The 26,733-nt window shown below is 45.5% G+C and carries 22 protein-coding genes; 4 read left to right on the top strand and 18 right to left on the bottom strand.

Annotation, left to right across the window (positions count from 1 at the left end; genetic code table 11):
• Window positions 1-11: 11 nt before the first annotated feature.
• Genes bioD through bioB form a run of 4 tightly spaced genes read right to left on the bottom strand, consistent with a single transcriptional unit; the run spans window position 12 to window position 3,703 of the window.
• Window positions 12-695 carry a dethiobiotin synthase gene (bioD, locus tag ABMY42_RS17630; RefSeq protein WP_009698190.1) on the bottom strand — a complete coding sequence of 228 codons (684 nt, stop codon included), beginning with the start codon at window positions 693-695 and terminating at the stop codon, window positions 12-14.
• Window positions 692-1,513 (bottom strand): malonyl-ACP O-methyltransferase BioC, encoded by an 822-nt coding sequence (gene bioC, locus ABMY42_RS17625; RefSeq protein WP_272759356.1) that lies wholly within the window; start codon window positions 1,511-1,513, stop codon window positions 692-694. The genes bioD and bioC overlap by 4 nt, the downstream gene beginning before the upstream one ends.
• The gene (bioF, locus tag ABMY42_RS17620; RefSeq protein ID WP_274876781.1) at window positions 1,513-2,664 is read right to left on the bottom strand and encodes an 8-amino-7-oxononanoate synthase; all 1,152 of its coding nucleotides are present in this window, start codon (window positions 2,662-2,664) and stop codon (window positions 1,513-1,515) included. The genes bioC and bioF overlap by 1 nt, the downstream gene beginning before the upstream one ends.
• On the bottom strand, window positions 2,651-3,703 hold the full coding sequence (gene bioB / locus ABMY42_RS17615; protein WP_050932662.1) for a biotin synthase BioB: 1,053 nt from the start codon (window positions 3,701-3,703) through the stop codon (window positions 2,651-2,653). Before bioB ends, bioF begins: the two co-directional genes overlap by 14 nt.
• A gap of 130 nt (window positions 3,704-3,833) precedes the next feature.
• On the opposite strand from bioB, the gene bioA reads away from it, so the two are divergent.
• Window positions 3,834-5,111 (top strand): adenosylmethionine--8-amino-7-oxononanoate transaminase, encoded by a 1,278-nt coding sequence (bioA, locus tag ABMY42_RS17610; RefSeq protein WP_349266586.1) that lies wholly within the window; start codon window positions 3,834-3,836, stop codon window positions 5,109-5,111.
• 98 nt (window positions 5,112-5,209) lie between these two features.
• On the opposite strand, the gene ABMY42_RS17605 is transcribed toward bioA, so the two are convergent.
• From ABMY42_RS17605 to lrp, 8 genes are all read right to left on the bottom strand, one after another.
• Window positions 5,210-5,476 (bottom strand): DksA/TraR family C4-type zinc finger protein, encoded by a 267-nt coding sequence (locus ABMY42_RS17605; RefSeq protein ID WP_005450802.1) that lies wholly within the window; start codon window positions 5,474-5,476, stop codon window positions 5,210-5,212.
• A gap of 138 nt (window positions 5,477-5,614) precedes the next feature.
• Window positions 5,615-6,055, bottom strand: a complete 441-nt coding sequence (locus ABMY42_RS17600; protein ID WP_349266585.1) for a hypothetical protein — start codon at window positions 6,053-6,055, stop codon at window positions 5,615-5,617.
• Complete coding sequence (locus tag ABMY42_RS17595) at window positions 6,049-6,621, bottom strand: ATPase (RefSeq protein WP_349266584.1); 573 nt, start codon at window positions 6,619-6,621, stop codon at window positions 6,049-6,051. Before ABMY42_RS17595 ends, ABMY42_RS17600 begins: the two co-directional genes overlap by 7 nt.
• A gap of 364 nt (window positions 6,622-6,985) precedes the next feature.
• Window positions 6,986-8,293: a serine--tRNA ligase gene (gene serS, locus ABMY42_RS17590; RefSeq protein WP_005450806.1), complete on the bottom strand. Its 1,308-nt coding sequence runs from the start codon at window positions 8,291-8,293 to the stop codon at window positions 6,986-6,988.
• A gap of 92 nt (window positions 8,294-8,385) precedes the next feature.
• A complete protein-coding gene (locus ABMY42_RS17585) occupies window positions 8,386-9,741 on the bottom strand; it encodes a replication-associated recombination protein A (RefSeq protein WP_029789115.1) in 1,356 nt (451 codons plus the stop codon).
• Complete coding sequence (gene lolA, locus ABMY42_RS17580) at window positions 9,742-10,368, bottom strand: outer membrane lipoprotein chaperone LolA (RefSeq protein ID WP_009699192.1); 627 nt, start codon at window positions 10,366-10,368, stop codon at window positions 9,742-9,744.
• A 61-nt stretch (window positions 10,369-10,429) separates the two neighbouring features.
• Window positions 10,430-13,705 carry a DNA translocase FtsK 4TM domain-containing protein gene (locus ABMY42_RS17575; protein WP_349266583.1) on the bottom strand — a complete coding sequence of 1,092 codons (3,276 nt, stop codon included), beginning with the start codon at window positions 13,703-13,705 and terminating at the stop codon, window positions 10,430-10,432.
• A 152-nt stretch (window positions 13,706-13,857) separates the two neighbouring features.
• Entirely contained in the window at window positions 13,858-14,352 is a 495-nt protein-coding gene (lrp, locus tag ABMY42_RS17570) for a leucine-responsive transcriptional regulator Lrp (RefSeq protein WP_005437169.1), read from the bottom strand.
• Between the two features lie 156 nt (window positions 14,353-14,508).
• On the opposite strand from lrp, the gene ald reads away from it, so the two are divergent.
• A complete protein-coding gene (gene ald, locus ABMY42_RS17565) occupies window positions 14,509-15,633 on the top strand; it encodes an alanine dehydrogenase (protein ID WP_005450810.1) in 1,125 nt (374 codons plus the stop codon).
• A gap of 93 nt (window positions 15,634-15,726) precedes the next feature.
• Here ald and ABMY42_RS17560 read toward each other — a convergent pair whose 3' ends face one another.
• Both ABMY42_RS17560 and cysB read right to left on the bottom strand, forming a co-directional pair.
• Window positions 15,727-16,923 (bottom strand): methyltransferase, encoded by a 1,197-nt coding sequence (locus tag ABMY42_RS17560; protein WP_349266582.1) that lies wholly within the window; start codon window positions 16,921-16,923, stop codon window positions 15,727-15,729.
• 53 nt (window positions 16,924-16,976) lie between these two features.
• Window positions 16,977-17,951, bottom strand: coding sequence for an HTH-type transcriptional regulator CysB (gene cysB, locus ABMY42_RS17555; RefSeq protein ID WP_005450814.1), 975 nt, complete (start codon window positions 17,949-17,951; stop codon window positions 16,977-16,979).
• Window positions 17,952-18,291: 340 nt separating this feature from the next.
• Between cysB and ABMY42_RS17550 the strand changes: the two genes are divergently transcribed.
• Both ABMY42_RS17550 and ABMY42_RS17545 read left to right on the top strand, forming a co-directional pair.
• On the top strand, window positions 18,292-19,056 hold the full coding sequence (locus tag ABMY42_RS17550; protein ID WP_005450816.1) for a hypothetical protein: 765 nt from the start codon (window positions 18,292-18,294) through the stop codon (window positions 19,054-19,056).
• Window positions 19,057-19,182: 126 nt separating this feature from the next.
• Window positions 19,183-19,962 (top strand): tRNA isopentenyl-2-thiomethyl-A-37 hydroxylase MiaE, encoded by a 780-nt coding sequence (locus ABMY42_RS17545; RefSeq protein ID WP_009698199.1) that lies wholly within the window; start codon window positions 19,183-19,185, stop codon window positions 19,960-19,962.
• Between the two features lie 213 nt (window positions 19,963-20,175).
• Here the strand turns inward: ABMY42_RS17545 and ABMY42_RS17540 are convergent, their stop codons facing one another.
• From ABMY42_RS17540 to ABMY42_RS17525, 4 genes are all read right to left on the bottom strand, one after another.
• Window positions 20,176-21,204, bottom strand: a complete 1,029-nt coding sequence (locus ABMY42_RS17540; protein WP_349266581.1) for a metal-dependent hydrolase — start codon at window positions 21,202-21,204, stop codon at window positions 20,176-20,178.
• Between the two features lie 444 nt (window positions 21,205-21,648).
• Entirely contained in the window at window positions 21,649-21,900 is a 252-nt protein-coding gene (locus tag ABMY42_RS17535; protein WP_005450822.1) for a hypothetical protein, read from the bottom strand.
• 443 nt (window positions 21,901-22,343) lie between these two features.
• Window positions 22,344-24,782 (bottom strand): M9 family metallopeptidase, encoded by a 2,439-nt coding sequence (locus ABMY42_RS17530; RefSeq protein WP_349266580.1) that lies wholly within the window; start codon window positions 24,780-24,782, stop codon window positions 22,344-22,346.
• 208 nt (window positions 24,783-24,990) lie between these two features.
• Window positions 24,991-26,631 (bottom strand): methyl-accepting chemotaxis protein, encoded by a 1,641-nt coding sequence (locus tag ABMY42_RS17525; RefSeq protein WP_349266579.1) that lies wholly within the window; start codon window positions 26,629-26,631, stop codon window positions 24,991-24,993.
• Window positions 26,632-26,733 lie beyond the last annotated feature (102 nt).

The raw sequence follows: 26,733 nt of genomic DNA, 5'->3' as shown, positions 1-26,733 counted from the left end.
AACCTTATTACTTATACGTTCAGCAACGGTTCAACGTTGATGTATTTGCCTAACTCTTTACGTTTAGCACTTGGGATGTACGGGATCTCACCGAGTTTTGGCGCGTCTAGACGTTCTTCCAACATATCGATGATTTCTGCATAGTGCTCTGTGCCCGGATTCACGCGATTTGCCACCCAGCCGACTAGATTTAAACCATCAGCTTTGATGATTTCAGCGGTGAGCAATGCATGGCTCAAACAACCCAGCTTAATACCTACAACCAATACGACAGGTAACTGCTCTTGCTGCACCCAAGTCGACAAGCTGTCTGTATCAGACACAGGCACACGCCAGCCACCAGCACCTTCCACTAGAACAATGTCAGATTGCTCTTTGTGTTGAGCCAATTTCTCGCTCAGTACTTCGTATTTAATTTCTACATGTTCATGTTTAGCGGCGATGTGAGGAGAAGCAGGTAATTCCAAAGCGTATGGGTTTACATCGTCGTATGCGATATCGAGTGTCGCCGCTTTCTGCAGATGCAATGCATCCGAGTTACGCCAACCTTCCGCCGTCTTGTCGCTTCCTGCTGCCACTGGCTTGTAACCAATGGTGTTAAGCCCTTTTGCACCAAGTGCTTGCAAAATAGCTTTAGACGCTACCGTTTTTCCTACATCAGTATCCGTACCAGCAATAAAAAATGCATCAATCATTTAACTATGACTCCAAAACAAACCTGATAACTTGCAGGTAGAAGACCTTGATCGTTTCTAAATGCTTGGTACGCGCGCTCAACCTGCAACAAAGTGCGACGGCTCGTCAGACCATGTGAGCGCCCGCTTACGTGATTTGCACCAATGCCTTTGAGATCACGCATGACAGAAAACGCTGAATCGTACCAAACTGTGATGGGGGTCAAGTCTAGATGATGGTTGTGGCACCAAGATTGCGCTAACGCAATTTTTACCTGATTGTGGGTAATAAAGTTATTCACGTGTTGATATGTATCAATTTTTGACCAAGCCTCACGCAACTCATAAAGCGAACCATCGACCAGCGTAGAGAAACACCCGCTTCCCCCCACTTTTAAGACACGACGTATTTCTCTGAATGGGTAACTCAAATCTGTACACCATTGTAAAGCCAAACTAGAAAACACGTAGTCGAAGCTTTCATCATCAAAAGGCAAGTTTTCAGCATCAGCCAACTGATAATGCATGCATTCAGAGCCACAACGTTGCTTTGCTTTATCTAACATGGCTTGAGAGATATCACCGCACACTACTTCTGCGCCCCGCTGCTGAAGAAGCTGAGAAAAGTAGCCAGTGCCACATCCTAAATCTAACACACGCTTGCCGGTTAAATTTGTAGGGAGCCTATTAAGTAACCGATGTCCAACGTCGCGTTGAAACGCTGCATGTTTATCGTATGTTTCTGCAGCTTTACCAAATGAAGAGGCAATCGCATCCTTATCTTGGTGAAAGCTCTCTAATGCGACCATTTGTGATAAAGCGGAAGTTGCATTATCCATTACAGCGCTCCTAATGCTTGCTTCAATGCCATTGAAAGCGTTTTAACTTGTTCATTAGTGTGATTAGCAGTAAGCGTAATTCGAAGACGAGACGTCCCTTTCGGTACCGTCGGAGGACGAATAGCCGTCACCCAAATACCGTTCTGACGACAAGCACCTGCAACTTGCAAAGCCAAATCAGATTCACCAATCAAAAACGGCTTAATCGATGTTTGAGTCTCAACAAAACCGTCAAGATCACTGAGATTGTCTCCATACACTTTCCCCAACTCTGTCAGTTTTTCACGCCGCCACGACTGCTCTTGAATCATCGAGACAGCATGCGTCAGCGCATAGGCTTGTGCTGGAGGTATCGCCGTAGAATACACATGGTGACGAGCAAATTGAGTTAAAAAATCCCCCGTTGCGCGATCACATAAAATGGCTGCACCAGACATCCCAAATGCTTTGCCGAAGGTCACGATCAATATCTCGGGCTTAACCGCCGCCAATTCACATGAGCCACCGCCAGATTCCCCGAGAACACCGATACCATGAGCGTCGTCTACAGCAAGCCATGCATCATGATTGCTGGTGACATCAGCGATATCAGCAAGTGGGGCACAGTCACCGTCCATGCTGAACACCCCTTCGGTAACCACAAGATTGTTATCTTCAGCGCTTATGAGTGATGAAAGGTGCTCGATATCGTTATGTTTGAAGCGCTTCATTTTAGCTGGTGACAACACACCAGCCTCCATCAAAGAGGCATGGTTCAAACGGTCTTGGAGCAATACGTCTGATTTTTCTAGCAGAGTAAACAGCAGCGCTTGGTTAGCACTGAAACCAGAGCCAAATAGGATTGCCCTCTCGTAGCCCAGCCATTCAGTTAGCGCAGCCTCTAAATTGCCATGCGCCGCACTAAACCCCGTAACCAGTGGAGAAGCACCGCTGCCACTGCCATATACGCTCAAGCCTTGCTGCCAAGCACGGACAAGTGCTTGGTCATTTGCCAAGCCCAAATAATCATTACTTGAGAAATTGATGTAACGTCTGCCTTCGTGCTCCAAAATTGATTGGTTACCAGCAAACACCACATTCATGGAACGACTCAGCCCTCGCGTTTTACGCTCAGCAAGAGCGGATTCGATACGAGATTTAAACGCTGGCATCGTAGAAAAGATCGTCTTTTGTCGGGCGAGCAGCAACGCGCTCTACGACGCGATCGAGTAGCTCGTTTTCTTCGATTTCATCAGGTTTTTGAGACACCTCTTGGCTGTTAATGCCAAGCTTCTTAAACAACATCATGTCTTTGTCTTCAGAAGGGTTTGGTGTAGTTAGAAGCTTGCAGCCATAAAAAACAGAGTTAGCGCCGGCCATAAAGCAAAGCGTTTGCATTTGTTCGTTCATGTTTTCACGACCAGCCGATAAACGGACTGCGGATTGAGGCATCATGATTCTGGCAATGGCGATCAAACGAATAAAATCGAACGGTTCAACGTCATCAACTTCTTCGAGTGGTGTGCCCTTCACCTTTACTAGCATGTTTATTGGTACACTTTCAGGATGCACTGGCAAGTTAGCCAATTCAACCAACAAACCTGCTCGGTCATGTGCACTTTCACCCATACCAATGATACCGCCAGAACAAATTTTCATACCTGCATCACGAACGTGAGAAAGCGTGTCTAAGCGGTCTTGGTAAGTACGTGTGGTAATGATGTTGCCATAGAACTCAGGTGAGGTATCGAGGTTATGGTTGTAGTAATCCAGACCTGCAGTAGCCAATTGCTTAGCTTGATCTGGCGTTAACATACCTAATGTCATACACGTTTCTAAACCCATGCCCTTCACGCCTTTGATCATGTCGGTCAAATGTGGCATGTCGCGCTCTTTCGGGTTTTTCCACGCAGCCCCCATACAGAAGCGGGTCGAGCCAGCGTTTTTCGCTTTTTGTGCAGCGTCGAGCACACGCTCAACTTCCATCAAACGTTCTTTTTCAATGTCTGTGGTGTAGCGAGCACTCTGAGGACAGTACTTACAATCTTCTGGACAAGCACCTGTCTTAATCGACAAAAGCGTGCTTACTTGAACATGGTTGGTTTGTTGATATTGACGATGAACAAGCTGCGCTTCGAATAGGAGATCCATGAATGGTTTTTCCATGAGATCGCGCACTTCAGCATGCGTCCAGTTATGACGAACTTCCACGTGTATTCCTTTAATCACTTTTTTTGTTGTGTTGACAGTCTACTGAGTCTCGATAAACTGTCAACACAACATAAAACAACAAAGTTTACATTTGGTTATTTTTTAAACTCAATTATTTTTGGAATAGCACATGGATCTCGCCTTCGACCGCCAGCATATCTGGCATCCTTATACTTCGACGTTGACACCTCTGACCTGCTACCCAGTTGCATCAGCAAATGGCGTGCGTATTAAATTGGAAGATGGCACTGAGCTTATAGACGGGATGTCTTCTTGGTGGTCGACAATCCACGGTTATAATCATCCGCACTTAAATCAAGCGGCTCACCAGCAAATCGAGCAGGTCTCTCATGTGATGTTTGGCGGGATTACCCATCAACCAGCAATCAATTTGTGTAAGAAACTGCTGTCCCTCGCACCAAGTAACCTTGAACATGTCTTTCTTGCTGATTCTGGCTCCGTTGCCGTAGAAGTGAGCTTGAAGATGGCACTGCAATATTGGCATGCCAGGGGCAAACGCCGACCAAAGTTTCTCACTTTACGACACGGTTATCACGGCGATACTTTTGCGGCAATGTCGGTTACCGATCCTGACAACTCAATGCATTCTCTCTACAAAGGCTTTTTGCCTGAACATATCTTTGCGGAGTCACCAACTTGTGGTTATTGGGATGAATGGAAGTCAGAAGACCTTACTGACTTCGAGCACAAGGTAGAGACGCACCATCAAGAACTTGCTGCGGTGATCCTAGAACCTATTGTTCAAGGCGCAGGTGGAATGCGCATCTACCATCCAGAATTTCTCAGAGGTGTGCGTAAGCTTTGCGACAAATACGGCTTGTTATTGATTGCAGATGAGATCGCAACTGGGTTTGGACGCACTGGCAAATTGTTTGCCTGCGAACATGCAGATATTCAACCAGACATTCTGTGTGTCGGTAAAGCGCTCACTGGAGGTTACATGACCCTCTCAGCGACCCTAGCTAGCAAACACGTCGCAGATACCGTTTGTGGCGGTGATGCAGGGTGTTTTATGCACGGCCCAACCTTTATGGGCAACCCGCTCGCCTGTGCTGTTGCCACCGCAAGTTTGGAGTTGGTTGAGCAAGGTAATTGGCAGCAACAAACCCAACAAATTGAAACGCTGTTTTCCGAGCTGCTGCCAAAACTTGAAACATACGACTTGGTGAAAAGCACCCGTTGGCTAGGTGCTATTGGCGTTGTGGAAACGCATCGCCCAGTAAATATGGAAACCATCCAAGCTCTCTTTGTTGAGCACGGTGTTTGGATTCGTCCATTTGGCAAACTGATTTATATGATGCCACCGTTTATCAGCAAACCAGACGAAATTGAAAAGTTGGTTAATGCGATTGATGCTGCTTTGCAACGCGAAGATTGCTTCGCTTAATTCGTTCTCGGTTAACGCAGGACACTGTGACAAAGAGACAAATAAGAACGGTTTGAATTGCTACTCAAACCGTTTTCTTGTCATTGACTCAAGGAAAGCTATCGAAGTTGACTGTCTTTACTCGCTCGTCGATTGAACAGTGCTTGGCGTTGCGACACCAATTCGATCGTTGACTGGCATTCGATACAAAGACGAACGCCTTTCATTGCTGTTCGACGCGCTTCTGGAATTTCATCTCCGCACTCATCACAATAGTGGGCGCTTTCTCCCTGCTTAATATTGCCTCGAACACGGGAAATTTCATCGTCGATGGTATGTTGAATCTGTTGGCTGACACTATCGTCATTTGCCCACCCTACGGCCATAAGCCCTCCTCGTTACTTGAATGAGAAAATCTACTTACCGTGGTAAGGTGGATGATTATATCGATTACAAATAACAAGATAATTAGGGTAAATTCGAAAACACTATTACGCTTTGGTAATAATCTTGTACTGAATTAATTAGTCGGACGTCTTTTGGAAAAGTGATGTCAGGTTACTCGTACTTCCTTCCTCACACTCAAAATACTGAGTTTGACCTGACTGCCTTAAAGTAATACTGAGTACTTTCTCCACCTCATTAAACTCTTCGCTAAAGTACTCACTGATTAATATGTCACGTTCACCAATACTAAATTCTAATGACTTCTCATCTGCTAACGCTCGATGATAATGTTCGACACGATAATCTCGATGTTTTATCTGCTGTAAAACTGGGCTTTTATTTGCAATGGACTTATTAAAGATAAGCTCGCCTTTGCCTTGCTCTATAAAAATACTAAAGTTCATAGTTTGGTTTACTGAACATTCAAAGACCTTTCTAGGCAAGATGTCAGCGATAGCAAATGTGCTCATCATAGCAACACCGCCCCCCCAAACGACCACCAATCGTTTCATTACCATTCAGCCAACACAGTAAATAGCGCTTGCTCAGACATGCGGGTTAATACATATCCATGTGAAGATGAATAAGAGCCACTGAGTACACTATTCTCTTTTTTAACAACCATATCTTCGATGCCGTCAGCGTTGTAATCCCCTTTTGCCACAACAGTAATGACTTGAAAACCATCGGTCGCGTCGAAGTACTCTGCTTTTACTTCACTGATGACCTGAGTTCTTTGGATATGGTCTGCCTCATCCCACGTTGATAGTGTCTTTGCTTTCTCTGCACTTTCGTCAGAAATAACAAAAGCAAGTACACTTGGCGCAAATTTAGGAAAGCTATCATCTAGCTTAAAGTCCGATATAAACGAACGTTCAGAGGCAATGAGCTTTGCTATCTCGCTCCAAGTTTGGCACTGCGTTAAATACGCTTTAAACGCGCCGTATTCATAAACTTTTGCCGCAGTAAAACCCATAACATATGCAGTTGCTAAGTCATGGCAATTAGATACCAATTTTTCTTCATCAGACGCACGTCTCAATTCAAGTTCATAGCCCCAATCGAGCGAGTTACGAAGTTGCATATTTTCTTTGGAAGGTTGCGCGATTTCTCGCGCGAAAAAGAGATTGGCTCGCTTACTGTCTAGGTATTGAGGCTGTATCCGTTCACTTGCGATAACACCATTGTTAACAGTCAAGGTAAGAGCAAAAGTGACGAGCAATGAAAGGTGAGGGTTTGGCATAACATTTAATATCAATGGGTGAAAGCTCGTTAGCTTGTCACGTTGGAAATCGTTTAGAAAAATATCATTTATCTCGCAATGCTAGATTCTGGGCGGACCCTACATTCTTAATGGTATGAGTTACAAAGCTGAGTATCTTCACTCGGCGCAGATAACAAAAAACCCAGCACTAAGGCTGGGTTTTGATGTTCTAGTGGTTAATGAATTAACCGATGTGCGTTGCGCCTGCCATGTACTTCTGAAGTACTGTTGGAATTGCAATGCGACCGTCTGCTTCTTGGTTGTTTTCTAGGATAGCAACCATGGTACGACCAACCGCTAGACCAGAACCATTTAGCGTGTGTACAAGCTCAGGTTTCTTCTCGCCTTTACGACGGAAACGCGCTTGCATACGACGAGCTTGGAAGTCCCACATGTTAGAACATGAAGAGATTTCACGGTAAGTTTCTTGAGCAGGAACCCACACTTCTAGGTCGTAAGTTTTACGAGCGCCGAAGCCCATGTCACCTGTACACAGAACCACTTTACGGTAAGGAAGTTCAAGAAGCTGTAGAACTTTCTCAGCATGACCGGTTAGCTCTTCTAGCGCGTTCATTGAATCTTCTGGTTTAGTGATTTGTACTAGCTCAACTTTGTCGAACTGGTGCATACGAATCAGACCACGAGTATCACGACCGTAAGAACCGGCTTCAGAACGGAAACATGGTGTGTGAGCCGTCATCTTAAGTGGTAGATCCGCTTCGTCAGAAATCGTGTCACGAACTAGGTTCGTTACTGGCACTTCTGCAGTAGGGATTAGAGACAGTTTACGTGGCTCTTCGTCGTTTACTTTTTCTACTAGCGGCTCAGTGTGGAAAAGATCTTTACCAAACTTAGGAAGCTGACCAGTACCGAATAGGCTGTCAGAGTTTACTAGGTAAGGTACGTACATTTCAGTGTAGCCGTGTTCTTCTGTGTGAAGATCCAGCATGAACTGAGCGATTGCACGGTGTAGACGAGCAAATTGACCTTTCATCACGATGAAACGTGCGCCAGTAATCTTAACTGCACTTGCGAAGTCTAGACCGTCACCCATTTCGCCTAGGTCAACGTGATCTTTCAGTTCGAAGTCGTAAGATTTTGGCTCACCCCAACGAGAGATTTCTACGTTATCGTTCTCATCTTTGCCATCTGGCACTTCATCTGCTGGGATATTTGGTACAGAAAGCGTGAATTCGTCTAGCTGAGCCATTACTTGCTCAAGTTCAACTTTCTTCGCATCAAGATCGCTACCTAGTGTACCGATTTGTTTCTTGATCTCTTCTGCGCCTTCTTTGTCACCAGCCGCCATTTTTTGGCCGATTTGTTTGGAGATGGAGTTACGCGTGGATTGTAAATTTTCAACTTCTACTTGAATGGACTTACGTTGTTCTTCAAGTTTACGAATAGTCTCTACGTCTAGCTTAAAGCCACGACGCGCCAGTTTAGCAGCTGTTTCATCCAGCTCTGTACGAAGTAATTTAGAATCCAGCATTGTTAATCCTATGCTTTTTGTTGTGAAATCACGCGCACTTTCCAAGGCGTACGCGTTAAAAAAATTTACGCAATAAATGTATCCAAAAACGCCTACTTTTCATAGCGCTTTTGTGGGCTATTTGCGTCTAAAGTAGCCAAGTAATCTAACTTTTCGCCGATTTTGGTCTCTAGACCACGATTTGTCGGCTGATAGTACTTACGATCACCCATTTCAGGCGGCAAATATTGTTCACCTGCGGCATAGGCTCCTGGCTCATCGTGAGCATAACGATATTCTGCACCGTAACCCATGTCTTTCATCAAACTCGTTGGCGCATTTCGAAGGTGATGCGGCACTTCATATTCAGGCAAGTTATGAGCATCTGTGAGCGCTTGCTTCCACGCCACATAGACGGCATTACTTTTTGGTGCGCACGCTAAGTAAACTATCGCCTGTGCAATCGCACGTTCACCTTCTGCCGGACCAACACGGGTAAAACAGTCCCAAGCAGATAAGGCTACTTGCATTGCGCGAGGATCTGCGTTGCCTACGTCTTCAGAGGCAATAGCCAGCAGGCGGCGTGCGATGTACAAAGGGTCACAACCCGCAGCCATCATACGCGCAGCCCAATAGAGCGCAGCATCAGGGTTTGAGCCACGAATGGATTTGTGGACCGCAGAGATTAAGTCGTACCAAATATCGCCTTTGTTATCAAAGCGAGAGACCTTTTCTCCTGCTACTTCCGCAAGTAACTTCAGAGTGATCTCTTTTTCGCCCTGCGCATTATCCTCAGCCATATCATAGAGCAGCTCAAGGTAATTGAGGGACATGCGAGCATCACCGTTTACCAGTTCAGCTAAGCGATCTAATACGTTATCGGCGAAATGTGCTGGTGTATTCCCCAACCCACGCTCTTTATCGCTAATGGCTTGGTTCAACGCTAATGAGATTTCTTCTTTATCTAAAGAAGTCAGCTTGTACACACGTGCACGTGACAGCAATGCGTTGTTTAGCTCAAACGATGGATTTTCTGTGGTCGCGCCGATAAAAGTAACGGTTCCATCTTCAATATGAGGTAAAAACGCATCCTGTTGAGATTTATTGAAGCGGTGCACCTCATCCACAAACAAGATGGTACGGCGACCCGCCATTTTATTCTCACGCGCTTTCTCGATTGCAGCACGGATTTCTTTCACACCAGACGTCACCGCAGACACACGCTCTACTTCTGCGTTGGCATAGTTTGCAGCAACTTCCGCTAATGTCGTTTTGCCAGTGCCTGGTGGTCCCCACAAGATCATCGAGTGAATATGACCCGCCTCTAACGCGCGACGTAAAGGCTTACCAGGACCTAAAATGTGCTGCTGTCCGATGTATTGTTCGATCGTTTCCGGTCTCATACGAGCAGCAAGGGGACGAAAATCTTCGTCCCCCGAGAAATCTAATGTGTAATTGCTCACTACCAATTAATTCCTTTGATCATCCACTTCCACGCCATCTGGGATTGTGAAGGTGAATCTGTCTGCTTTTGGTTTGCCAAGCTTCACGTTGCTAAAGCTGAACAGCCCCTTCTGACCATCTTGCTCAACTACGTTAAAGCCTTTCACCACACCTTTTGCATCAATATTAATCTGGAATTGACCTTGTGTGGAGTCTACTGCGGTAGGAATGAGGGTGAACTCGTCCCCTTTTTGAGAAATCTTGTAGTTATCCCAATCACTTGCGCGATTACGCGTTAGCAAAACAAATGGCGTTTGCTCTGTTGCTTGCTCTTGCCAGTAGATGCTGACTTGTTCAATGAATGGGCTGTAGTACCACAGTGTTTTACCATCAGAGACCAGCAAGTTTTCGTCAGGGAATGTCGTGCTCCAGCGAAACAGGCTTGGACGAGCAATTTCAACCGTACCTTCCCCTTCCATGACTGTTTCACCTTCTGGGCTGATTACTTGCTGTGAGAAATCCGCACTGAAGCCATCATTCATAGACAGGCGTTTGTTTAATTCATCTTTAGGAGACGCGGCATGTGCAGTAGAGAAGAGAGAAAAGCTTAAAACAAGCGCAGAGAAAAGTTTCGCTGAAAATAGTTTTTTCATTCAGATACCTATTGTTAGAACCACTCACCTCAGTTGGACTGAGGTGAGTAACACAAGTTCATTAATCTTTTGGTGGCGCAGGAGCCAGTACTTCACGGTTACCGTTATGACCCGGAGCACTTACGATGCCTTGCGCTTCAAGCTGCTCAACAATTCGAGCCGCTCGGTTGTAACCAATCTTGAATCGACGTTGTACGCCAGAAACCGACCCACGACGAGATTGAACCACATGCTCTACGACTTGATCGAACAATGGGTCCACTTCTTCATCCGATTCCATCTGTTCACCCGGAAGCAGACTTTCTGGACCTTGGTCACCACTGATGATTTCGTCGATGTAATTAGGCTTACCACGCGCTTTCCAGTTGTTAACAACAGCGTGAACATCATCATCCGACGCAAACGCACCGTGAACACGGATTGTATGGCTTGAACCCGGAGGTAGGTAAAGCATGTCACCCATACCGAGTAGTGATTCTGCACCGCCTTGGTCAAGAATCGTGCGCGAGTCAGTCTTAGTAGATACTGTAAATGCCACACGCGTTGGAATGTTCGCTTTAATCAGACCGGTAATAACGTCAACCGATGGGCGCTGCGTCGCAAGGATCAAGTGAATACCAGCCGCACGCGCTTTCTGTGCCAAACGAGCAATCAGTTCTTCAACCTTCTTACCTACCACCATCATTAGGTCGGCAAATTCGTCGACAACCACAACGATGTAAGGCAGTTTCTCTAGCAACGGTGGCTCAGTGTCCATGCTGTCGCCTTCTTGCCAGAATGGGTCATGAATTGGATGACCCGCTTCTGCTGCCATCTTCAACTTCTCGTTGAAGCCTTTGACATTACGGACGCCCAATGCCGACATTAGTTTATAACGACGTTCCATCTCGCCTACACACCAACGTAGCGCGTTAGACGCGTCTTTCATGTCCGTTACAACTTCAGAAAGAAGATGAGGGATACCTTCGTAGATTGAAAGTTCCAACATTTTCGGGTCGATCATGATGAAACGCAGATCTTCAGGCGATGCTTTATACAGCATACTCAAGATCATGACGTTCACACCCACCGACTTACCAGAACCAGTCGTACCCGCAACTAACACGTGAGGCATCTTCGCAATATCAGCAATAACCGCTTCACCAGCAATATCTTGACCAAGAACGACTGTTGTCGGCGAGGTTGCTTGTTCAAATTGAGGACTGTTGATTACATCAGACAGGAACACGGTTTGGCGGCTCATATTAGGCAACTCTAGACCTACATACGGTTTGCCTGGAATAACTTCGACAACACGTACTGCCATTGCTGACAATGCACGAGCCAAGTCCATAGACAAACCTGAAATACGGCTCACTTTTACGCCTGGAGCCAAATCAAGCTCGAATCGAGTAATAACAGGACCTGGGTAAATACCGACTACATCAGCTTTAATCTTGTAATCTGCAAGTTTGGTTTCAACCAAACGAGCCACCTCCTCCAAAGCGTCACGGTCGATAAAGTTGTCGCGTTTCTCTGGGTGGTAAAGCAATTCTAGCGTTGGCAATGGCTCTGCTGGTACTGGCAAGTTTTGCTCTTGTTGTACCAAGAATGGGTTTTGCTGAGCAGCCACTTTCGCTTGAGCGCTCGAAACCAAGTTTTGGAACGCCGCTACGTCTTGGTCACCTTCTTGAACCTCTTCTACCTCGACATCTTGAGGCGCTGGTGCTGTCGGCTGAGGCGCAGCTTGGTGCTGCATAGGTTGTTCTTGTACAGCCTGCGGTTGTACAGGCTGAGAAGCAGGTTGTTGCGGCTCAACATGTGTAGGCTGAGCTTGCTGTACAGGTTGCTGCGCTTGGTAATCATCTTCTTCATCCAAGACATCAAAGTTCGAAATCGTTGGCTCGATGTGCTGGCTTGGCTCTGTTTGTTCTGCAATGTTATCCAAAGCTGCAGCGTTAATTACAAGCTCTTCGTGTAAAGATTGCTCTGTAGTTGGCTGTTCGATTGGCGCGTGAACCAGTGCTTGTTCTTGAACAACTTGGGGCTGTTGAGCCTGATCTGCTTCAAACTGAGCATACTCATCGTAGCTTGGCTCATTCTCGACCTGTTCAAAGACAGTTGGTTCAGGTGCCACAAACGGTTCTTGTTGCGCTTGTTGATGATCAACTTGCTGTGGAGCTGGTTCTTGAGCAACGGACTGTGGCGCTTCAGGCTGAGCCACAATAGGTGCAACCACTGGCTCTTGGGCTTGTGATACTTGAACTTGTGGCGTTTCATCAGCCCAGTCGTCAGCTTGTTGCGCTGCCGCTTCTAGCTCCTCAATGGTGACATTCAGTTGCTTAGTACGCTCAACCGTCGGATCCACGTTGTCTGTGTTCACTGCTCGAACAGGCTCAACTGATTGAGGTTGAGCTTGCTCTTGAGCCTGATGCTGAACTTGAGATTGTAGTGGCGCTGCATTCACAACCGCTGGTTGAGACGTTGGCTGCGCTATAGGTTGTGTCGTAAACTGCTGTTTCGGTTGTTCCGCTGCAGATTGAGGCATGTAGATCGGGTATTCATGTGCAGGCGCCTCTTCTTTCGGCTCTTCTACATCATAAGCCGTAAGGTGCGGCAGAGGTTCATCTTCAAGGTCATCTTGACCGCACTTACTCACGACTCGATCCTCAGCTAACTCGTCTAATTGAGGCTCTAACGTTTCTTGCTCAGTACCACGGGCTTTATTAGTAACAGCAGCAACTAAGCCAAGCGCACGGTCACCTAACCATTCGACAATCTTCAGCCAAGAAATACCGGTAAACAGAGTAAAGCCGGCTCCCCATAGGAAAAGAAGCACAAGCGTTGTACCCAACACATTCAGTGTAGGTAAGGATAGACTGGTTAGTACGTCACCAACGACACCACCAGATGAGAAATACCAAATGTCGTCAAAGTTAATATCAGCAAGACCACAACTGGTAAGAATGAGGATAACTAACCCAAGTAGACGAGTACCCCACAACATAAGGTCGATAGGATCGTCTTCAGAACGCTTACGGCAAATCACCCATGCTCCTGCTGTCAACAGGAATGGCAGTGGGTACGCAAGGGAACCAAAGGTAAAGAATAGCGTGTCGGCTAACCAAGCGCCGAACAAGCCACCAGCGTTATTGATCTCTCCCCCCCAAGCAGTTTGGGACCAAGACGGATCAGCCGGGCTAAAGGTAAATAGTGCAACAGCCAACAATACCGAGCTAAGAACGCCAACGATAAAGCAGCACTCTTTTAAGCGTTGGAAGCCATTTAGACGTGAAGACTGAGGCTCTTCACTGGTTTTGATAATGGTTTCGACTTTCTTTGCGTTCTCTTTGAACATAAATCAACTTGAATATGGAAATGAATTAGGAATAAGCAAAACATTCCGAGCGGCACAAAGCCGCTCGGTAAATTGATTTAACCATATCAAAGAGAAAAACCCAATTACTCTATGGAGAAAGCGGAAGCATTTACCGCTTTCTTTGCAAGAATTTAACGAGTTTTAATCACAAGCTGGTTAGTTTGCTTCACTTCTTCCATAACGACGTACGTACGAGTGTCATTTACGCCAGGAAGACGTAGTAACGTATCGCCTAGTAGTCGACGGTAAGCACCCATATCAGATACACGGGTCTTTAGAAGATAGTCGAAATCACCTGATACAAGATGACACTCTTGGATGTCGTCTAGTTTTTGAACAGCTGCGTTAAACTGCTCGAACACATCTGGTGCACCACGGTTCAACGTAATTTCTACGAATACCAATAGTGATGCATCGAGAAACTGCGGGTTTAATAGCGCAGTGTACCCTGTGATGTAACCTTGACGCTCTAAGCGACGCACACGCTCCAAACACGGCGTTGGAGAAAGTCCTACACGTTTTGAAAGTTCAACGTTCGAAATACGACCGTCTTTCTGCAGTTCATTAAGAATGTTGCGGTCGATACGGTCTAGTTCCTTGGACGGCTTCTTATAGTTGTCTGCCATTTTTTATTCCACCTTATTACTTCCTTGCAAAAAAATATACTACAACTTTTTAATATTTGGTGCCAAATATTACAAATCAACATCTATACTAGATATTAATTCGACAATAACACCCTACAAACAGTTAATACAACCATTTTAGAAAGAGGACACAGGATGATCATTGGCGTACCTAAGGAAATCAAGAACCACGAATACCGTGTGGGTATGATCCCAGCTAGCGTGAGAGAGCTAATCTCACATGGTCACCAAGTTTTGGTTGAGACCAATGCAGGTGCCGGCATTGGTTTTTCAGACGATGATTACATCGCTGTAGGCGCATCCATTCTTCCTACTGCTACAGACGTGTTTGCGAAAGCAGATATGATTGTAAAAGTAAAAGAACCCCAAGCTGTCGAGAGAGCAATGCTCCGCGAAGGGCAGATTTTATTTACTTATTTACACCTAGCACCAGATTTTCCACAAACTGAAGAGCTAATCAAGAGCAAAGCTGTCTGTATAGCGTATGAGACTGTAACAGATAATATGGGTCGTTTGCCACTGTTAGCACCAATGTCAGAAGTGGCAGGTCGGATGTCTATTCAAGCAGGTGCGCAAACGTTGGAAAAATCGCACGGCGGTCGCGGTCTACTACTAGGTGGCGTACCTGGTGTTGAGCCTGCGAAAGTTGTTGTCGTTGGCGGCGGTGTAGTTGGCGCGAACGCAGCTCGTATGGCTGTTGGTCTTCGTGCAGACGTAACTATCCTAGACCGTAACGTAGATACTCTACGTAAACTAGACGAAGAATTCCAAGGTCGCGCTAAAGTGGTTTATTCTACTGAAGACGCTATCGAGAAGCATGTTCTAGAAGCAGACCTAGTGATCGGCGCGGTTCTAATCCCTGGTGCAGCAGCACCGAAACTGGTAACAAAAGAGCACATCGCTAAGATGAAGCCAGGTGCGGCGGTTGTTGACGTAGCCATCGACCAAGGTGGTTGTTTCGAAACTTCTCACGCAACAACACACGCAGACCCAACTTACATCGTTGACGAAGTCGTTCACTACTGTGTAGCAAACATGCCAGGTGCAGTTGCTCGTACTTCAACATTCGCGCTGAACAACGCAACGCTTCCATACATCGTGAAGCTAGCAAACAAAGGCTACCGTGAAGCGCTTCTTGAAGACAAAGGTTTCCTTGAAGGTCTAAACGTTATCCACGGTAAAGTGACTTGCAAAGAAGTTGCTGAGAGCTTTGACCTAGAATACGTTGAACCAGCGCAAGCTATCGCAATGTTCAACTAATGACAAAATAACGCACAAATTGTCACGTTTTGTTTACAAAAGCCCACATTAAAGTGGGCTTTTTTGCATAGAGCATTTAATTATAAAAAATAACTAAACCTTATAAGCGCAAATTAAAATGTTTCGAGGTGTGACTGATTTAGCGCAAAACTCTGCCAATCTAACACGATAACCACGTTCTTCAAGATAAAGTACTTTGTCCAAAGCAAGCCAAATCTCCAACGGTCGTTGAAACATCAACTGAACCAAGCTCAAACGCTCCATTTGCCAAAAGCGCTTCTCGCCTAACTTTTCGAAATGTTCGAAGTCGATTTGGCCAGAGAGATCGATACCTTTCTGGTCCGCAGCCCAGCGACACAAAGATTCAAATCCTTCACTTAATTGCGACTTACGCACACTTGGAACTGGTTGGTACTCTTCCATGCCCAACACTTGTCGTGTGATCAAATCAAACCCAAGACGAAACACCATTTCCTGCTGACGATGACGTCGCACACGTTCTCCGCCCGTTACTGTTTGTTGTAACGGAATACGCAGTTCTTGCTTAGACAATGAGAGAGAAGAAGCCCTGCCCTGCGTCGACATCGGCTGATACTGCTCAGACTGAATCAGATGGTAACAACAAGGTGAGATTGTCATCGCAGCAATCCCATTCTCGCTTCCATACTGCATTAAGCGAACATGGAGATCACCACAAGCATGAAGTGCTACCGCGTGTTGCGTCGGTTTAAACACCGCTCTCGTTTTGCTATCGAACGCATCACCTTGAATAAACGTCATCTTCCAATGGTGTTCATTCGCTGCTTGTTGCCCCGAATCACACAGCGCTTGCTGGTATTCAAAACTAGTAACAGGTTGATCGGTTTGCGTTGTCAGGATTCGTCCCAAATACCCTTTACCTGAACACCACTCTAGCCATTCTTCACCGTGATGATGTTGAATCGCCGCTTCGCCCATCGAGCTAATTTGCTCTAACTTACGACCGGGGATGCCGTTATCTAAACCACGGACAAGTTCCAAACCCTTTAAATCTAGTGGCTCTAAAAAAGTAAGTTCTGCGAGTTGTTCAAGTTCAAGCAAAAACGGACTGAGTGCTTTTAGCGCAAGTTCTGGTTCCGCTTTATATTCTTCGATTTGAGAGGGACTAAGAGACGCTAACCATTGGCACAACTGAGGGTGTTGCTCTTGCCAAGGTAACGATACGTGAACGCTGCTTTTAAATGGCTCGAATCGCCACAAAGATTGGTTTTCGATTAAGCAGTCATTAATAAATTGAAATTGCGTTTTCATAGCTCCCCCTACAACGAGCGCATTGTAGAGGGAATCGAAACATCAATGAAGTGTTATCTAACCGGAAGCTCGATGTCTTTAAACATCTCTTCAATTTCCGAGTTCGATTTCAGAGAAATCGCTTGTTCAACTACCGGACGAGTCAAGTGCGGTGCAAAACGCTCCATAAAGTCGAACATGTAAGAACGTAGGAAGGTACCGCGACGGAAACCGATGCTTGTCGTACTCGCACCAAACAAGTGGCTTGCATCAATCGCAACCAAATCGCTGTCTTGGTCTTCATCAACCGCCATACTTGCAATCACACCGACTCCAATGCCCATACGAACGTAAGTTTTAATCACGTCAGCATCTGTCGCAGTGAACACAACGCGCGGCGTCAAACCTTCGCGGTTAAATGCCGTATCCAGTTCAGAGCGACCAGTAAAGCCGAACACGTAAGTCACCAATGGGTAAGCTGCTAAATCGTGAATGGTTACCGTGTCTTTCTTCGCCAATGGATGTTCTTTTGGTACCACGATCGAACGATTCCAGTGGTAACAAGGCAGCATAATGGCATCTTGGTAAAGGTGAAGAGCTTCTGTCGCAATCGCGAAATTGGCCGTACCTTTCGCAATCGCTTCAGACATTTGCGAAGGCGTACCTTGGTGCATGTGCAACGACACTTTCGGGTAACGTGCCGTAAAGCCTTTGATCACGTCAGGAAGTGCGTAACGTGCTTGGGTGTGAGTGGTAGAAATGTTCAACGTACCCATTTCAGGGTGAGTATGTTCACCAGCAACCGCCTTAATGCTTTCAACCCGCGCCAGAATCTCTTGAGAAATTCGCACGATTTCTTCACCAGCGGGTGTCACCTGCGTTAAGTGTTTACCACTTCGTTCAAAGATCTGAATACCCAATTCATCTTCCAGCAAACGAACTTGCTTACTGATACCAGGCTGAGAGGTATATAGGCTCTCTGCCGTCGCAGAAACATTCAGATTATGGTTCACAACCTCAACAATGTACTTCAGTTGTTGCAGCTTCATCGTAATCCCTTACTCATTGATTGAGATAATAACGTCATACTTATCTTGTCTACTCGCCCGAGTAGATATAATGATTAGTTATAACGTGTTAGCAACTAAATGAACAGTAATTTCTAACTTATAGCTCAAACTCATAGCGAATCGAACTCCTTGATTAAATATGCATAGAGTTGAATTTTAAAAATTCGCTTTTTCTTACAGCTCACCGCATTCCGTGCTTAATTACGTCGGAAAACGTGTTTGGGGCAAAATAATCAAACAAATAGGGTGCCGAGAAAGATAAGATTCATGTATTCTTGAACGCTAGCCATACAAAAGTAAAAAAAGCAGACGCAAAGATATGAATACTGGTTTAATAATCGCTTTGGTAGTCATCCTACTGGTACTGATCCTTGGCTATAACATCATGTTGCAGTACAAGGTCAAAGTAGAGACAGCGAAAAGACAAGAGTCTGCTCGCTACGTGGCACTGATTGACGGTACAGAAGAGCTGATTGGACATGCTCATCATATTCCTTTCAGCAAGGACTTACTGTTATGTCTTAATAATCGCATTCTTGATGCGCTTGAAAGCATGCGTGACCTCGATCCGAAGAACAAACAACTTGTTCAGCGCGTCGAGAACATGAAACAGCAGATTGCCCAACTGAATGAGAGCAATCAAAGCGGCGAAAGCACGACGTTTAAAATGCCAAGCAGCGACAAGCAAGCTATCTTGATGCTGAAACTGGTAAAACGCCTGCGTGACACCGTTCGTAACGAGCACAACAAAGGTCGACTCGATACACAAACTTATGTGACTGAAAACGCGCGTCTGGAAACCATGCAGATTCGTATTAACATCGAAAACGTCATTAAGCGTGCAAACGATTCGATTGCTCGTGGTCAGCCTGGTACCGCTCTGCAATTGCTTCGCAAAGGTATTGATGCTCTGAGCACAAAAAATGATGCTTATTCAGTTCAAGCAAAACAAAAGCTTGAAGAAATGCTTGGTGATCTTGATAAGAAACGCCAGGACAAGAACGACGCAGAAATGCAGCAAATTGCCGATAAAGAGCGTGACAGTGATATGGATGCGCTCTTCGGTGAAAAGAAAAAGTGGTAAACTCTCCACAAGCTTTCCGCCCTATCTGATTAAAGGCTGCGTTTGCAGCCTTTTTTGTGTCTTATTACTCTGAAAATGACACAGGCTGGATAACCCAAATTTGAATGTAAAGTGCTAAAAATTAAAATGATGAATCTCGACGCCTATCAGGATCTTCTTGCTCCAATTAATCAATTCTTGCAGTGCAGCACCCCAGATGAGTGGGTTGAGGAAGCAAAGAAGCCAGAAAACCTTCAAACCATTTTATTAGACCATCTACTGTGTGAGCTTAAAGCGGGTCAGTCTGCGATGTTCTTGATCCGTAAATACGCCGTAGACAAAGCAAGTTCACACGCCCTGCTCGACTGGTTTAAACCCTACGAAGATTTCGCTTACCGCAAAACGGGGTCATTAGAGACACTAAAAGGTAAGAGCAATATTTCTAAAGCCATCATCGCTAAGTCTGATTCACCATACAGTCAGGATCTGATCGATAAGATGGTTCTGCTGATCAAAGAAGAGTTGCACCACTTCTACCAAGTGCTCGAAATCATGGAAAGCCGTGGCATTGAGTACCAGAACATTCCAGCAAGCCGCTACGCAAAAACCTTAATTTCACACATGAAAACGCATGAACCAGAAACCTTGATTGATAAGCTCATCATCGGTGCTTACATCGAAGCGCGTTCGTGTGAGCGTTTCGCTAAACTGGCTCCGCATATGGATGAAGATATTGCCAAGTTTTATGTTTCTCTGCTGCGTTCAGAAGCGCGTCATTATCAGGATTATTTGATTCTGGCAGAGCAAATCGCGGGTAAAGATATTAGCGAGCGTGTGGCAGAGTTTGGTCGTATCGAAGCCGAGCTGATTTCAACTCCAGACGACGATTTTAAGTTTCACAGTGGTGTGCCTGTACTAGCAGCTTAAGTTGCGAACCTGAAGTAAATAGCAAAAAGCCGGACATCACATCCGGCTTTTCTGTATCTGGTTCGGCACTTGCTGTAACTCAGTGTTCCATAGACATTCCCGACAGCGCCCTTTCGTCGCTTTTGGGAATGACATTATGTTGCGTTAGCAATTCTAACGTCGTCATCCTCACAGTGAGGGACGAGCGAGTTGGGGAGCTCTTTTACTCGCCAACTAAGAACGTGCGCTCAGCTCCATACGTTGTAAATTCGCATCAATGGTTTGATCGCCTTTCAGCCTTTCCCACAGCTGCCCTAACAGATCTAAGCTTCGCTCACTTGGGTAACGTTGTGTCGATTCCAACAACTGCCATTCCCCGCTTTGGCTCTTCTCGGCGAAAACAAACTCAAAGGAAAGGTTGTTAGACATACCTAATCGTAAATCAGTCACAATCAATGCATCATTCTCTACACGGTAGTTAAGGTAGTTGTGTGAAAACGCCTGAAGCCCTTTTAACGTATCCGGTTTGTCCTCTAGTGGCCAACTGCCTAGAGGATGTGAGACAAAATCAATGCGTTCGCTATTGTCGAAAACTGATGCCAATCCTTCCCAATATTTACCATCATCCATCACGACCACACGCCAAAGCAGAGTATTAAATGGTGTCGGTGTAATCAGCACCTGTTGATTTGGTAGGCTCTGCGTCATTAAGTTTTGCTCCACTCGGGAAGCAATGATCTGCTGTGAAGCGTAACCCCACCCCAGATAAAGTGTCGAGATCAGCACAACCGTTTGGCACCACTGTCCACCACGCGATTTAGAAAACAGAGCGACACCAATTGCGACCAGTAGAGGTAAGGTGTAAAGCGGATCAATGATGAAGACGTTCCGTAGCTCAAAATAGCCCTCAAAAGGCCATATTAACTGGGTGCCGTAGGTTGTCATCGCATCCAATAAAGTGTGCGTAACCAAAACACTCACAGTCAGAAAAAATACTCGAGACAACGTCCAGAATGTGTCTGGTCTCCATCGACAGTACAGCCAAGAAATCAGCAACGCGAAAGGAGGTAAAACAAGTAAAGAGTGAGAGAATCCACGGTGCTTAATCGTATTTTGGACTGCATCACCATAATCAAGGATCACATCTAGGTCAGGCAAGGTTCCGAGCGCTGCGCCCGTTAATAACACTTTCGCATTGCAGCGTTTGCCGGCTATTGCACCTGCAACCGTTGCCCCTAATGCTGCTTGAGTAATTGAGTCCATACTGGCTATCTAAACCTATTCATGACAAAGATTGATTAAGCCGCAAACTAAAACGCATTCCGATAGGAGTCAAACAACTCGCCTTATTTCACTCTCTTATTTACTTACTTTTACACAATATACCCAAGTGACTTCAAGATGCAGGATTCAGAGCGTTGTCATTGATTCTCTGTTTTTACCGAAAGCAAGCAAGGAAAACAACGTAGCGTAATAGCCCGCTCTTTCCAAGTTGTTTGACGCAGCAATCGGGTCAATGACACGCTCCCAAAGGGCGAGTTGACTGGGCTTGTATACTTTGTTGTCGATTCTTGATTTAGACCCGCTAGACCTTTAAATCGCCGCCGCGTCTACAAACCCAGTCATTCTCGCTGAACCGAGCATCTCGAGGTTACTTGGGTATAGAAGTCGATCAAATGTCGAGACAGGATTGAGCATCACCTTAGGCTAGTTCGGCACCTCAGTGCTGGCAATCTTCTTTAACAGCGTTTCTCTTCGAAGCTCCAAGATCTCATCAATGAGTTTTTCTTTCGCATCGATACCGAAATGCTGAGCATAGTTTTTCACTTTCTCAATTTCGTCTGGCTGGAGACGGTAGACCTCTTTCTTTAAAAGAACTTCTGCTTCGCTTTTGATACAGCCTTGGTGTTGAAGCAACTTAATGATGATTTCATCCGTTGGGTTTACAGCTTTTACCATGATTCTCTAATCTTCAGGTTGAGTGTTGAGCCATTTAGCTCGCTCATTTAAGTCGCACAACTTATAGCCCAAACATGACAAATTTATTGCAGCATCACGTCATAAAATAGCAAAACATGATTTACCGCACATTGGTTTAAATGATTGTTTTTAATCATCATAACTAGACAATCGATATAGCTAGACAAGCAATGTCAGCTGCTCGTAGAGGATATAAAGAGATATCGATAGTAAGAGAAGCAGACAAAGTAAACGTACATCGCAGAACCACTCACCTACTCTGCCGAAGAAATATAAAAGCTCAGAATCTTGATACGAAAAAGCCGGACAACTACGTCCGGCTTTGGCTTAAATTAAAGTGACTAGATCGCTAAATCGCCGCCGCGTCTACAAACCAAGTAAATCTCACTGAACCTAGCATCTCAAGGTTACTTGGGTATAGTTCAGTAAAAATATACCAGCATCTCGACATCATCCCCTTGCTGCTTAGCATTTAATGAGAAATGCAAGTAACCAGCTTCGGTAACTGGAATTTGCAGATATTCATTGCTGCCCCAGTAATTTGATGCATATTCGTGCTGTTCTACTGTCGGCCAGTACGCTCGGCTAGCGTAGAGGTCAACATTGCCATTTTCGTCATTGTTGTTTTTATCACTTAACCATACGCGAACTTCTTTTACGCCTTGCGGAACATATACCGCAGCGTAACGTTGTTGATGCACGGTTAAGGTCTTTGCCTGGCCAGATTCCAACACTACAGGCGCCAAATCATCTTGTTCTTGTGTTGGGGGTGTTTGTGTTTCTGTCTCTAACGTCGCAACCAGAGTCACAGCATTAAATTCAGTACGACCAGCAATGCTGATGTAGTATCGACCAGGTTTAATGTAGCCAGAAGGTTCGGTCTCAAAAGTGACGACCTCATTGCTACCATCTGCGTACTGGCTGAATTCAAAATCGTAGTAATGCGCTTCTTTCTCAAAGCTCATGTAAAGGTCTGCATCACCTTGATTCTCACCTTGCAACGCGACTTCAAAGTGTGTGCTCTTCTCTGGAACGTCAACATAGAACAATTGCTCACTGTATGCTTCCCCACTAATTACCACGCTTTGGTTGGTCGCTAGCGCCGTGACTTGATCAGAAGGGTCTGTCGGCTCGTCTGGCTTGGTATCTGGATTTGGGTCTGGCTGCTCTGGTTGGTTAGCAACAGAATCTAACCAGCGGTCAAACTCGCCGTTGTATTGCTGACCTAATACCTGCACTTGCAGCGCCCATTGCTTAAACTCACCAGCACGCGAAAGCGCCAGCAGAGTGTCCACTTCCTGAGGATGCTCTTCCAACATAAAACGCACGGCTAGGTAACCCCAGCGATAAATACGGTTGGAATCATGAGAGTAAGTGGTTGCAAACACATCCGACAAACTCATCTTTCCATTGTCAATCAAACCAATCGCTGCGTCATAGCTTTGTTTGTAATGCATGTATTCAGCGAAACCTTCTAACCACCAAACAACATAGCCATGTGCCAAGTTATCGCTAAACGAACCGTATTGGTTGAATCTCGCATCCAGATAATGGGTGTACTCATGCTCTAGATTGAGAATAGAAAGCTCATCACCATTGGCGTAACGATAAGCGACAAAGCGCGCCACATTGCCGGCTTCTGATGGGTTACCTTCTAGGTACTGTCCACCATTATCAGTTGTGTTGCCAAATAAGAAAGATGAATAATCTACGTAGCTGCCATTATTAGCAAACACCGCCACTTCTACCCGTTCGTTATGGTCATCTGCCACTGGCTGATTCCCGGTATTCGCAACTTGGTGAAAGTCCGCTTCTTTGGCAGAAAGCACGCCACATGCTTCTATCGCCTGAGCTTGGGTCAGATCTTGTGAGCGAATAATTGCAGGACCATCGCACTCATGACGATTCGGTAAAACACGCGCAGCTAAATCATGTTTTGCTTGGTCTAAATCGAGACCATTCAACCCTTCCGGCGCGTAATAGCTCATCATCTCAACTGCCGCTAACCAAAGTTTGTCGTGTTTGCTACCCAACGGGTTTTGCACCATCACTTGCTGCATTACACGTAGTGCTTTTTCTTTAGTCGCTTTATCCGGACTTGCTAGCAAACGACCAGTTTCACGTATCGCGTTGTACACGAGGAAGCTAGCATCAGTATCAAGCGCCCAAGCGTTATCACGAGCAAAGGCAGCTAAGGTATCGATGTGCTGTGTGTGACTTGCCATGTAACGATAAAAATCATCCTTCGACGCATGCCCTGCCATGGCACGGAATAGATTGTTCAGCCCAGCCACCCACTGCGTATCTTTTGCCGTCTCACGATTAAAGTGACGAAGAGCAGTGAGCTGAGCATCCATGGTCAACGGTAATTGTCTTACGTTGTCGACCATTAAGGTCAAACTCTTCATCGCACCCACTTGTTCGCGACCTTGATCAAGCGCGTGTGGGTTAGCAAGAAACGCATTTATTGACTGCGCAAAGCGTTGGCTCAGAGCTTGAGAGAAATTCGGTTGCTGCGCGTTATAGCGCACATAGTAAGCAGCACGCACAAATTCACCCAAGTTTTCTAACTTACGCGCTTGCTCGGCGTCACCTCGGTAACGAGTAATTTCTTGATTTAATACAGTTTGAATGCGACTCAAGCTCGCTTCGGTGTAAATATCATTTAACGAGTCAGCAGGAGCAGAAAACCAAGAGCTGTAACAGTGATAGTCGGCAGCAGACACTGCGGAAGCAAGATCAACCGCGTGCTGAAGATCAGCAACATCACATTGTTCTTGGGCAAATGAGAAACTGGAAACACTGGCAAGCATGCAAGCTAGCGCCAAACGATGACGTGGGAATAGACGGGTATGAGACATAACAACACTCATTAATTAGTTATATATTTGAGCGGTGATTTATATTCCCCTTGCACAATTAAGTGCAATTGATGGCATAATTTTTTATGAAGTTAGTTCAGAAATATTTAAACGAAAACGTTTTACAAGATATTGATAAACTTATGAATTTAATTAAGAAAGCTCAGCAAGAATCCTCGCTGAGCTTTTTACAGGTCGCAATCAGATTTTAAACTTTAAAATAAGCCGCTTCTTGTTTGAGCTTATTAGAAAGTGCGTTCAGATTCTGGCTTGCGACGTCATTGTTTTTCATCGAGTCAATCGATTCTTTCGACATGCTGGAAATCTGATCCATCGCCACGACAAGCTCACTCACAACTTGAACTTGTTCTTCTGTGGCAGTCACAATATCACGCACTCGATCAAGGGAATCCTGCGCTTGTTTCTCAATGCTAACCAATAAATGCGTCGCCTCTTCTGTGTTCCTTTGACAACTTTCCACTTGTGGTTGCGTGCTTTCCATCGCGTTCACACTTGCGACCGTCTGGGCTTGAACCTCTTTCAGCATCTTCTCAATCTGAGTAGTGGCTTCCCCCGTACGCTTAGCGAGGTTTCTTACCTCATCAGCAACGACTGCAAAACCGCGTCCAGATTCACCCGCCCGAGCAGCTTCAATTGCAGCATTAAGTGCCAACAAGTTAGTTTGCTCAGAGATGTCACTGATCATATTCACGATGCCACCAATTTCACGCGTTTTTGTCTCAAGTGCCTTCACCTGCCCTACTGTGCCATTTACGGCTGCAGTAACGGATAACATTTGTTCTGCCACAGCAGCAATGCGTTCACGACCATCGCGAGCATTCTCTGATGTGTTAACTGAGTTTTGCTCCGATAAATTTACGATCTTGGCTATCTCATCGATACTCGCATGCATGGTTTCTAATCTGATCGCCATTTGATCCGTAAGAGACGCTTGCTGTTGAGCAGTATCAAATACCGAGCGAGAACCACGAGAGACTTCTTCGACTTGCTCTGCTAATTGCTCAGATGCGCCACGAATATTGCTGACAATCGAGCTGAGCTTTTCTGACATCAAAGACAGAGAATGCAAAATGCTGCCTTGTGCGCTGTCACTATGATCTTGGGTTAACTCACCTTCTGCCATTGTTTGAATCGCGCGTTGTGCCTCAAATGGCTCGCCACCTAGAGAGCGTCGGAAGCTACGCTCAATAACAAAACCAACTAAGATTGAAATCAGCAAAGCAATTCCACTTAGAGCAAGCATTAAGCTTTGGAAGCCACTTGCTTGCTCTCGCGCTACTGGCGTCAATTTCTGGTTCAACGTTTCTTGGTAATCAATAAACTCGTTGATCACCTTTAGCCACATCGCAAAGTTAGGGCGGACTTGCTCCAAAAGTAAATCCGTGACTGGTTTGCCGTTTTCTTTTTTAGCGATAACTTCTTGAACGAGAGGAAGTGTTTTCGCTTGGATGTCATCGATACGTTGCAATATCTCACGTTCTTTAGCGGTAAAAGGAACATCACTTGCCATCATGCTTTGCATCTGTTGTTCAGACTCGCGATAAAACGCTTCCAGACGTTTGATTTCCTCTTCAAAGGCGCGCATTTCTTCCACATTTCGCGCCATTGCAACATCTCTAATTGCAATCGCACGGTCATGGACACTACCTCGATAGTTAATGGCATAGCGCTGCTTCACAGAGTTGATATCCGTAACCTCAGATAAGGTCATATCAATAAAGTTAACTTTCTGAATTCCGACAACCGTAAGTATCGCCATAAGCGCCACTAATGTACCGAAGCCAAGCGCCAAACGGGTTCTCACTTTTAACTGAGCAAGGGACTGCATTTCGTTCTCCTGATAGCAAACGAGATAAGTGAGGCAACTTCGCTGGTTACCTCTCATTTTAATTTTGTGCGAAAGAGAACAGACCTTGTTGTTCTGACAAAA

This window comes from Vibrio sp. SSH13-20, assembly GCF_040104475.1.
Lineage (GTDB): Bacteria > Pseudomonadota > Gammaproteobacteria > Enterobacterales > Vibrionaceae > Vibrio > Vibrio harveyi.
Note: the sequence above shows the minus strand (reverse complement) of the source record. Positions and strands in the feature narration are given on the sequence as shown.

Excerpts from the sequence above, each read along its gene's own strand:
- ABMY42_RS17575 (WP_349266583.1), bottom strand. The coding sequence starts at position 13,705 with ATGTTCAAAGAGAACGCAAAGAAAGTCGAAACCATTATCAAAACCAGT.
- ABMY42_RS17545 (WP_009698199.1), top strand. The coding sequence starts at position 19,183 with ATGATGAATCTCGACGCCTATCAGGATCTTCTTGCTCCAATTAATCAA.
- bioD (WP_009698190.1), bottom strand. The coding sequence starts at position 695 with ATGATTGATGCATTTTTTATTGCTGGTACGGATACTGATGTAGGAAAA.
- ABMY42_RS17530 (WP_349266580.1), bottom strand. The coding sequence starts at position 24,782 with ATGTCTCATACCCGTCTATTCCCACGTCATCGTTTGGCGCTAGCTTGC.
- ABMY42_RS17525 (WP_349266579.1), bottom strand. The coding sequence starts at position 26,631 with ATGCAGTCCCTTGCTCAGTTAAAAGTGAGAACCCGTTTGGCGCTTGGC.
- ABMY42_RS17605 (WP_005450802.1), bottom strand. The coding sequence starts at position 5,476 with ATGGCCGTAGGGTGGGCAAATGACGATAGTGTCAGCCAACAGATTCAA.
- ABMY42_RS17595 (WP_349266584.1), bottom strand. The coding sequence starts at position 6,621 with ATGCAACTTCGTAACTCGCTCGATTGGGGCTATGAACTTGAATTGAGA.
- ABMY42_RS17535 (WP_005450822.1), bottom strand. The coding sequence starts at position 21,900 with ATGGTAAAAGCTGTAAACCCAACGGATGAAATCATCATTAAGTTGCTT.
- bioC (WP_272759356.1), bottom strand. The coding sequence starts at position 1,513 with ATGGATAATGCAACTTCCGCTTTATCACAAATGGTCGCATTAGAGAGC.
- lrp (WP_005437169.1), bottom strand. The coding sequence starts at position 14,352 with ATGGCAGACAACTATAAGAAGCCGTCCAAGGAACTAGACCGTATCGAC.
- ABMY42_RS17560 (WP_349266582.1), bottom strand. The coding sequence starts at position 16,923 with ATGAAAACGCAATTTCAATTTATTAATGACTGCTTAATCGAAAACCAA.
- ABMY42_RS17600 (WP_349266585.1), bottom strand. The coding sequence starts at position 6,055 with ATGGTAATGAAACGATTGGTGGTCGTTTGGGGGGGCGGTGTTGCTATG.
- ABMY42_RS17540 (WP_349266581.1), bottom strand. The coding sequence starts at position 21,204 with ATGGACTCAATTACTCAAGCAGCATTAGGGGCAACGGTTGCAGGTGCA.
- cysB (WP_005450814.1), bottom strand. The coding sequence starts at position 17,951 with ATGAAGCTGCAACAACTGAAGTACATTGTTGAGGTTGTGAACCATAAT.
- ABMY42_RS17550 (WP_005450816.1), top strand. The coding sequence starts at position 18,292 with ATGAATACTGGTTTAATAATCGCTTTGGTAGTCATCCTACTGGTACTG.
- serS (WP_005450806.1), bottom strand. The coding sequence starts at position 8,293 with ATGCTGGATTCTAAATTACTTCGTACAGAGCTGGATGAAACAGCTGCT.
- bioF (WP_274876781.1), bottom strand. The coding sequence starts at position 2,664 with ATGCCAGCGTTTAAATCTCGTATCGAATCCGCTCTTGCTGAGCGTAAA.
- bioA (WP_349266586.1), top strand. The coding sequence starts at position 3,834 with ATGGATCTCGCCTTCGACCGCCAGCATATCTGGCATCCTTATACTTCG.
- lolA (WP_009699192.1), bottom strand. The coding sequence starts at position 10,368 with ATGAAAAAACTATTTTCAGCGAAACTTTTCTCTGCGCTTGTTTTAAGC.
- ald (WP_005450810.1), top strand. The coding sequence starts at position 14,509 with ATGATCATTGGCGTACCTAAGGAAATCAAGAACCACGAATACCGTGTG.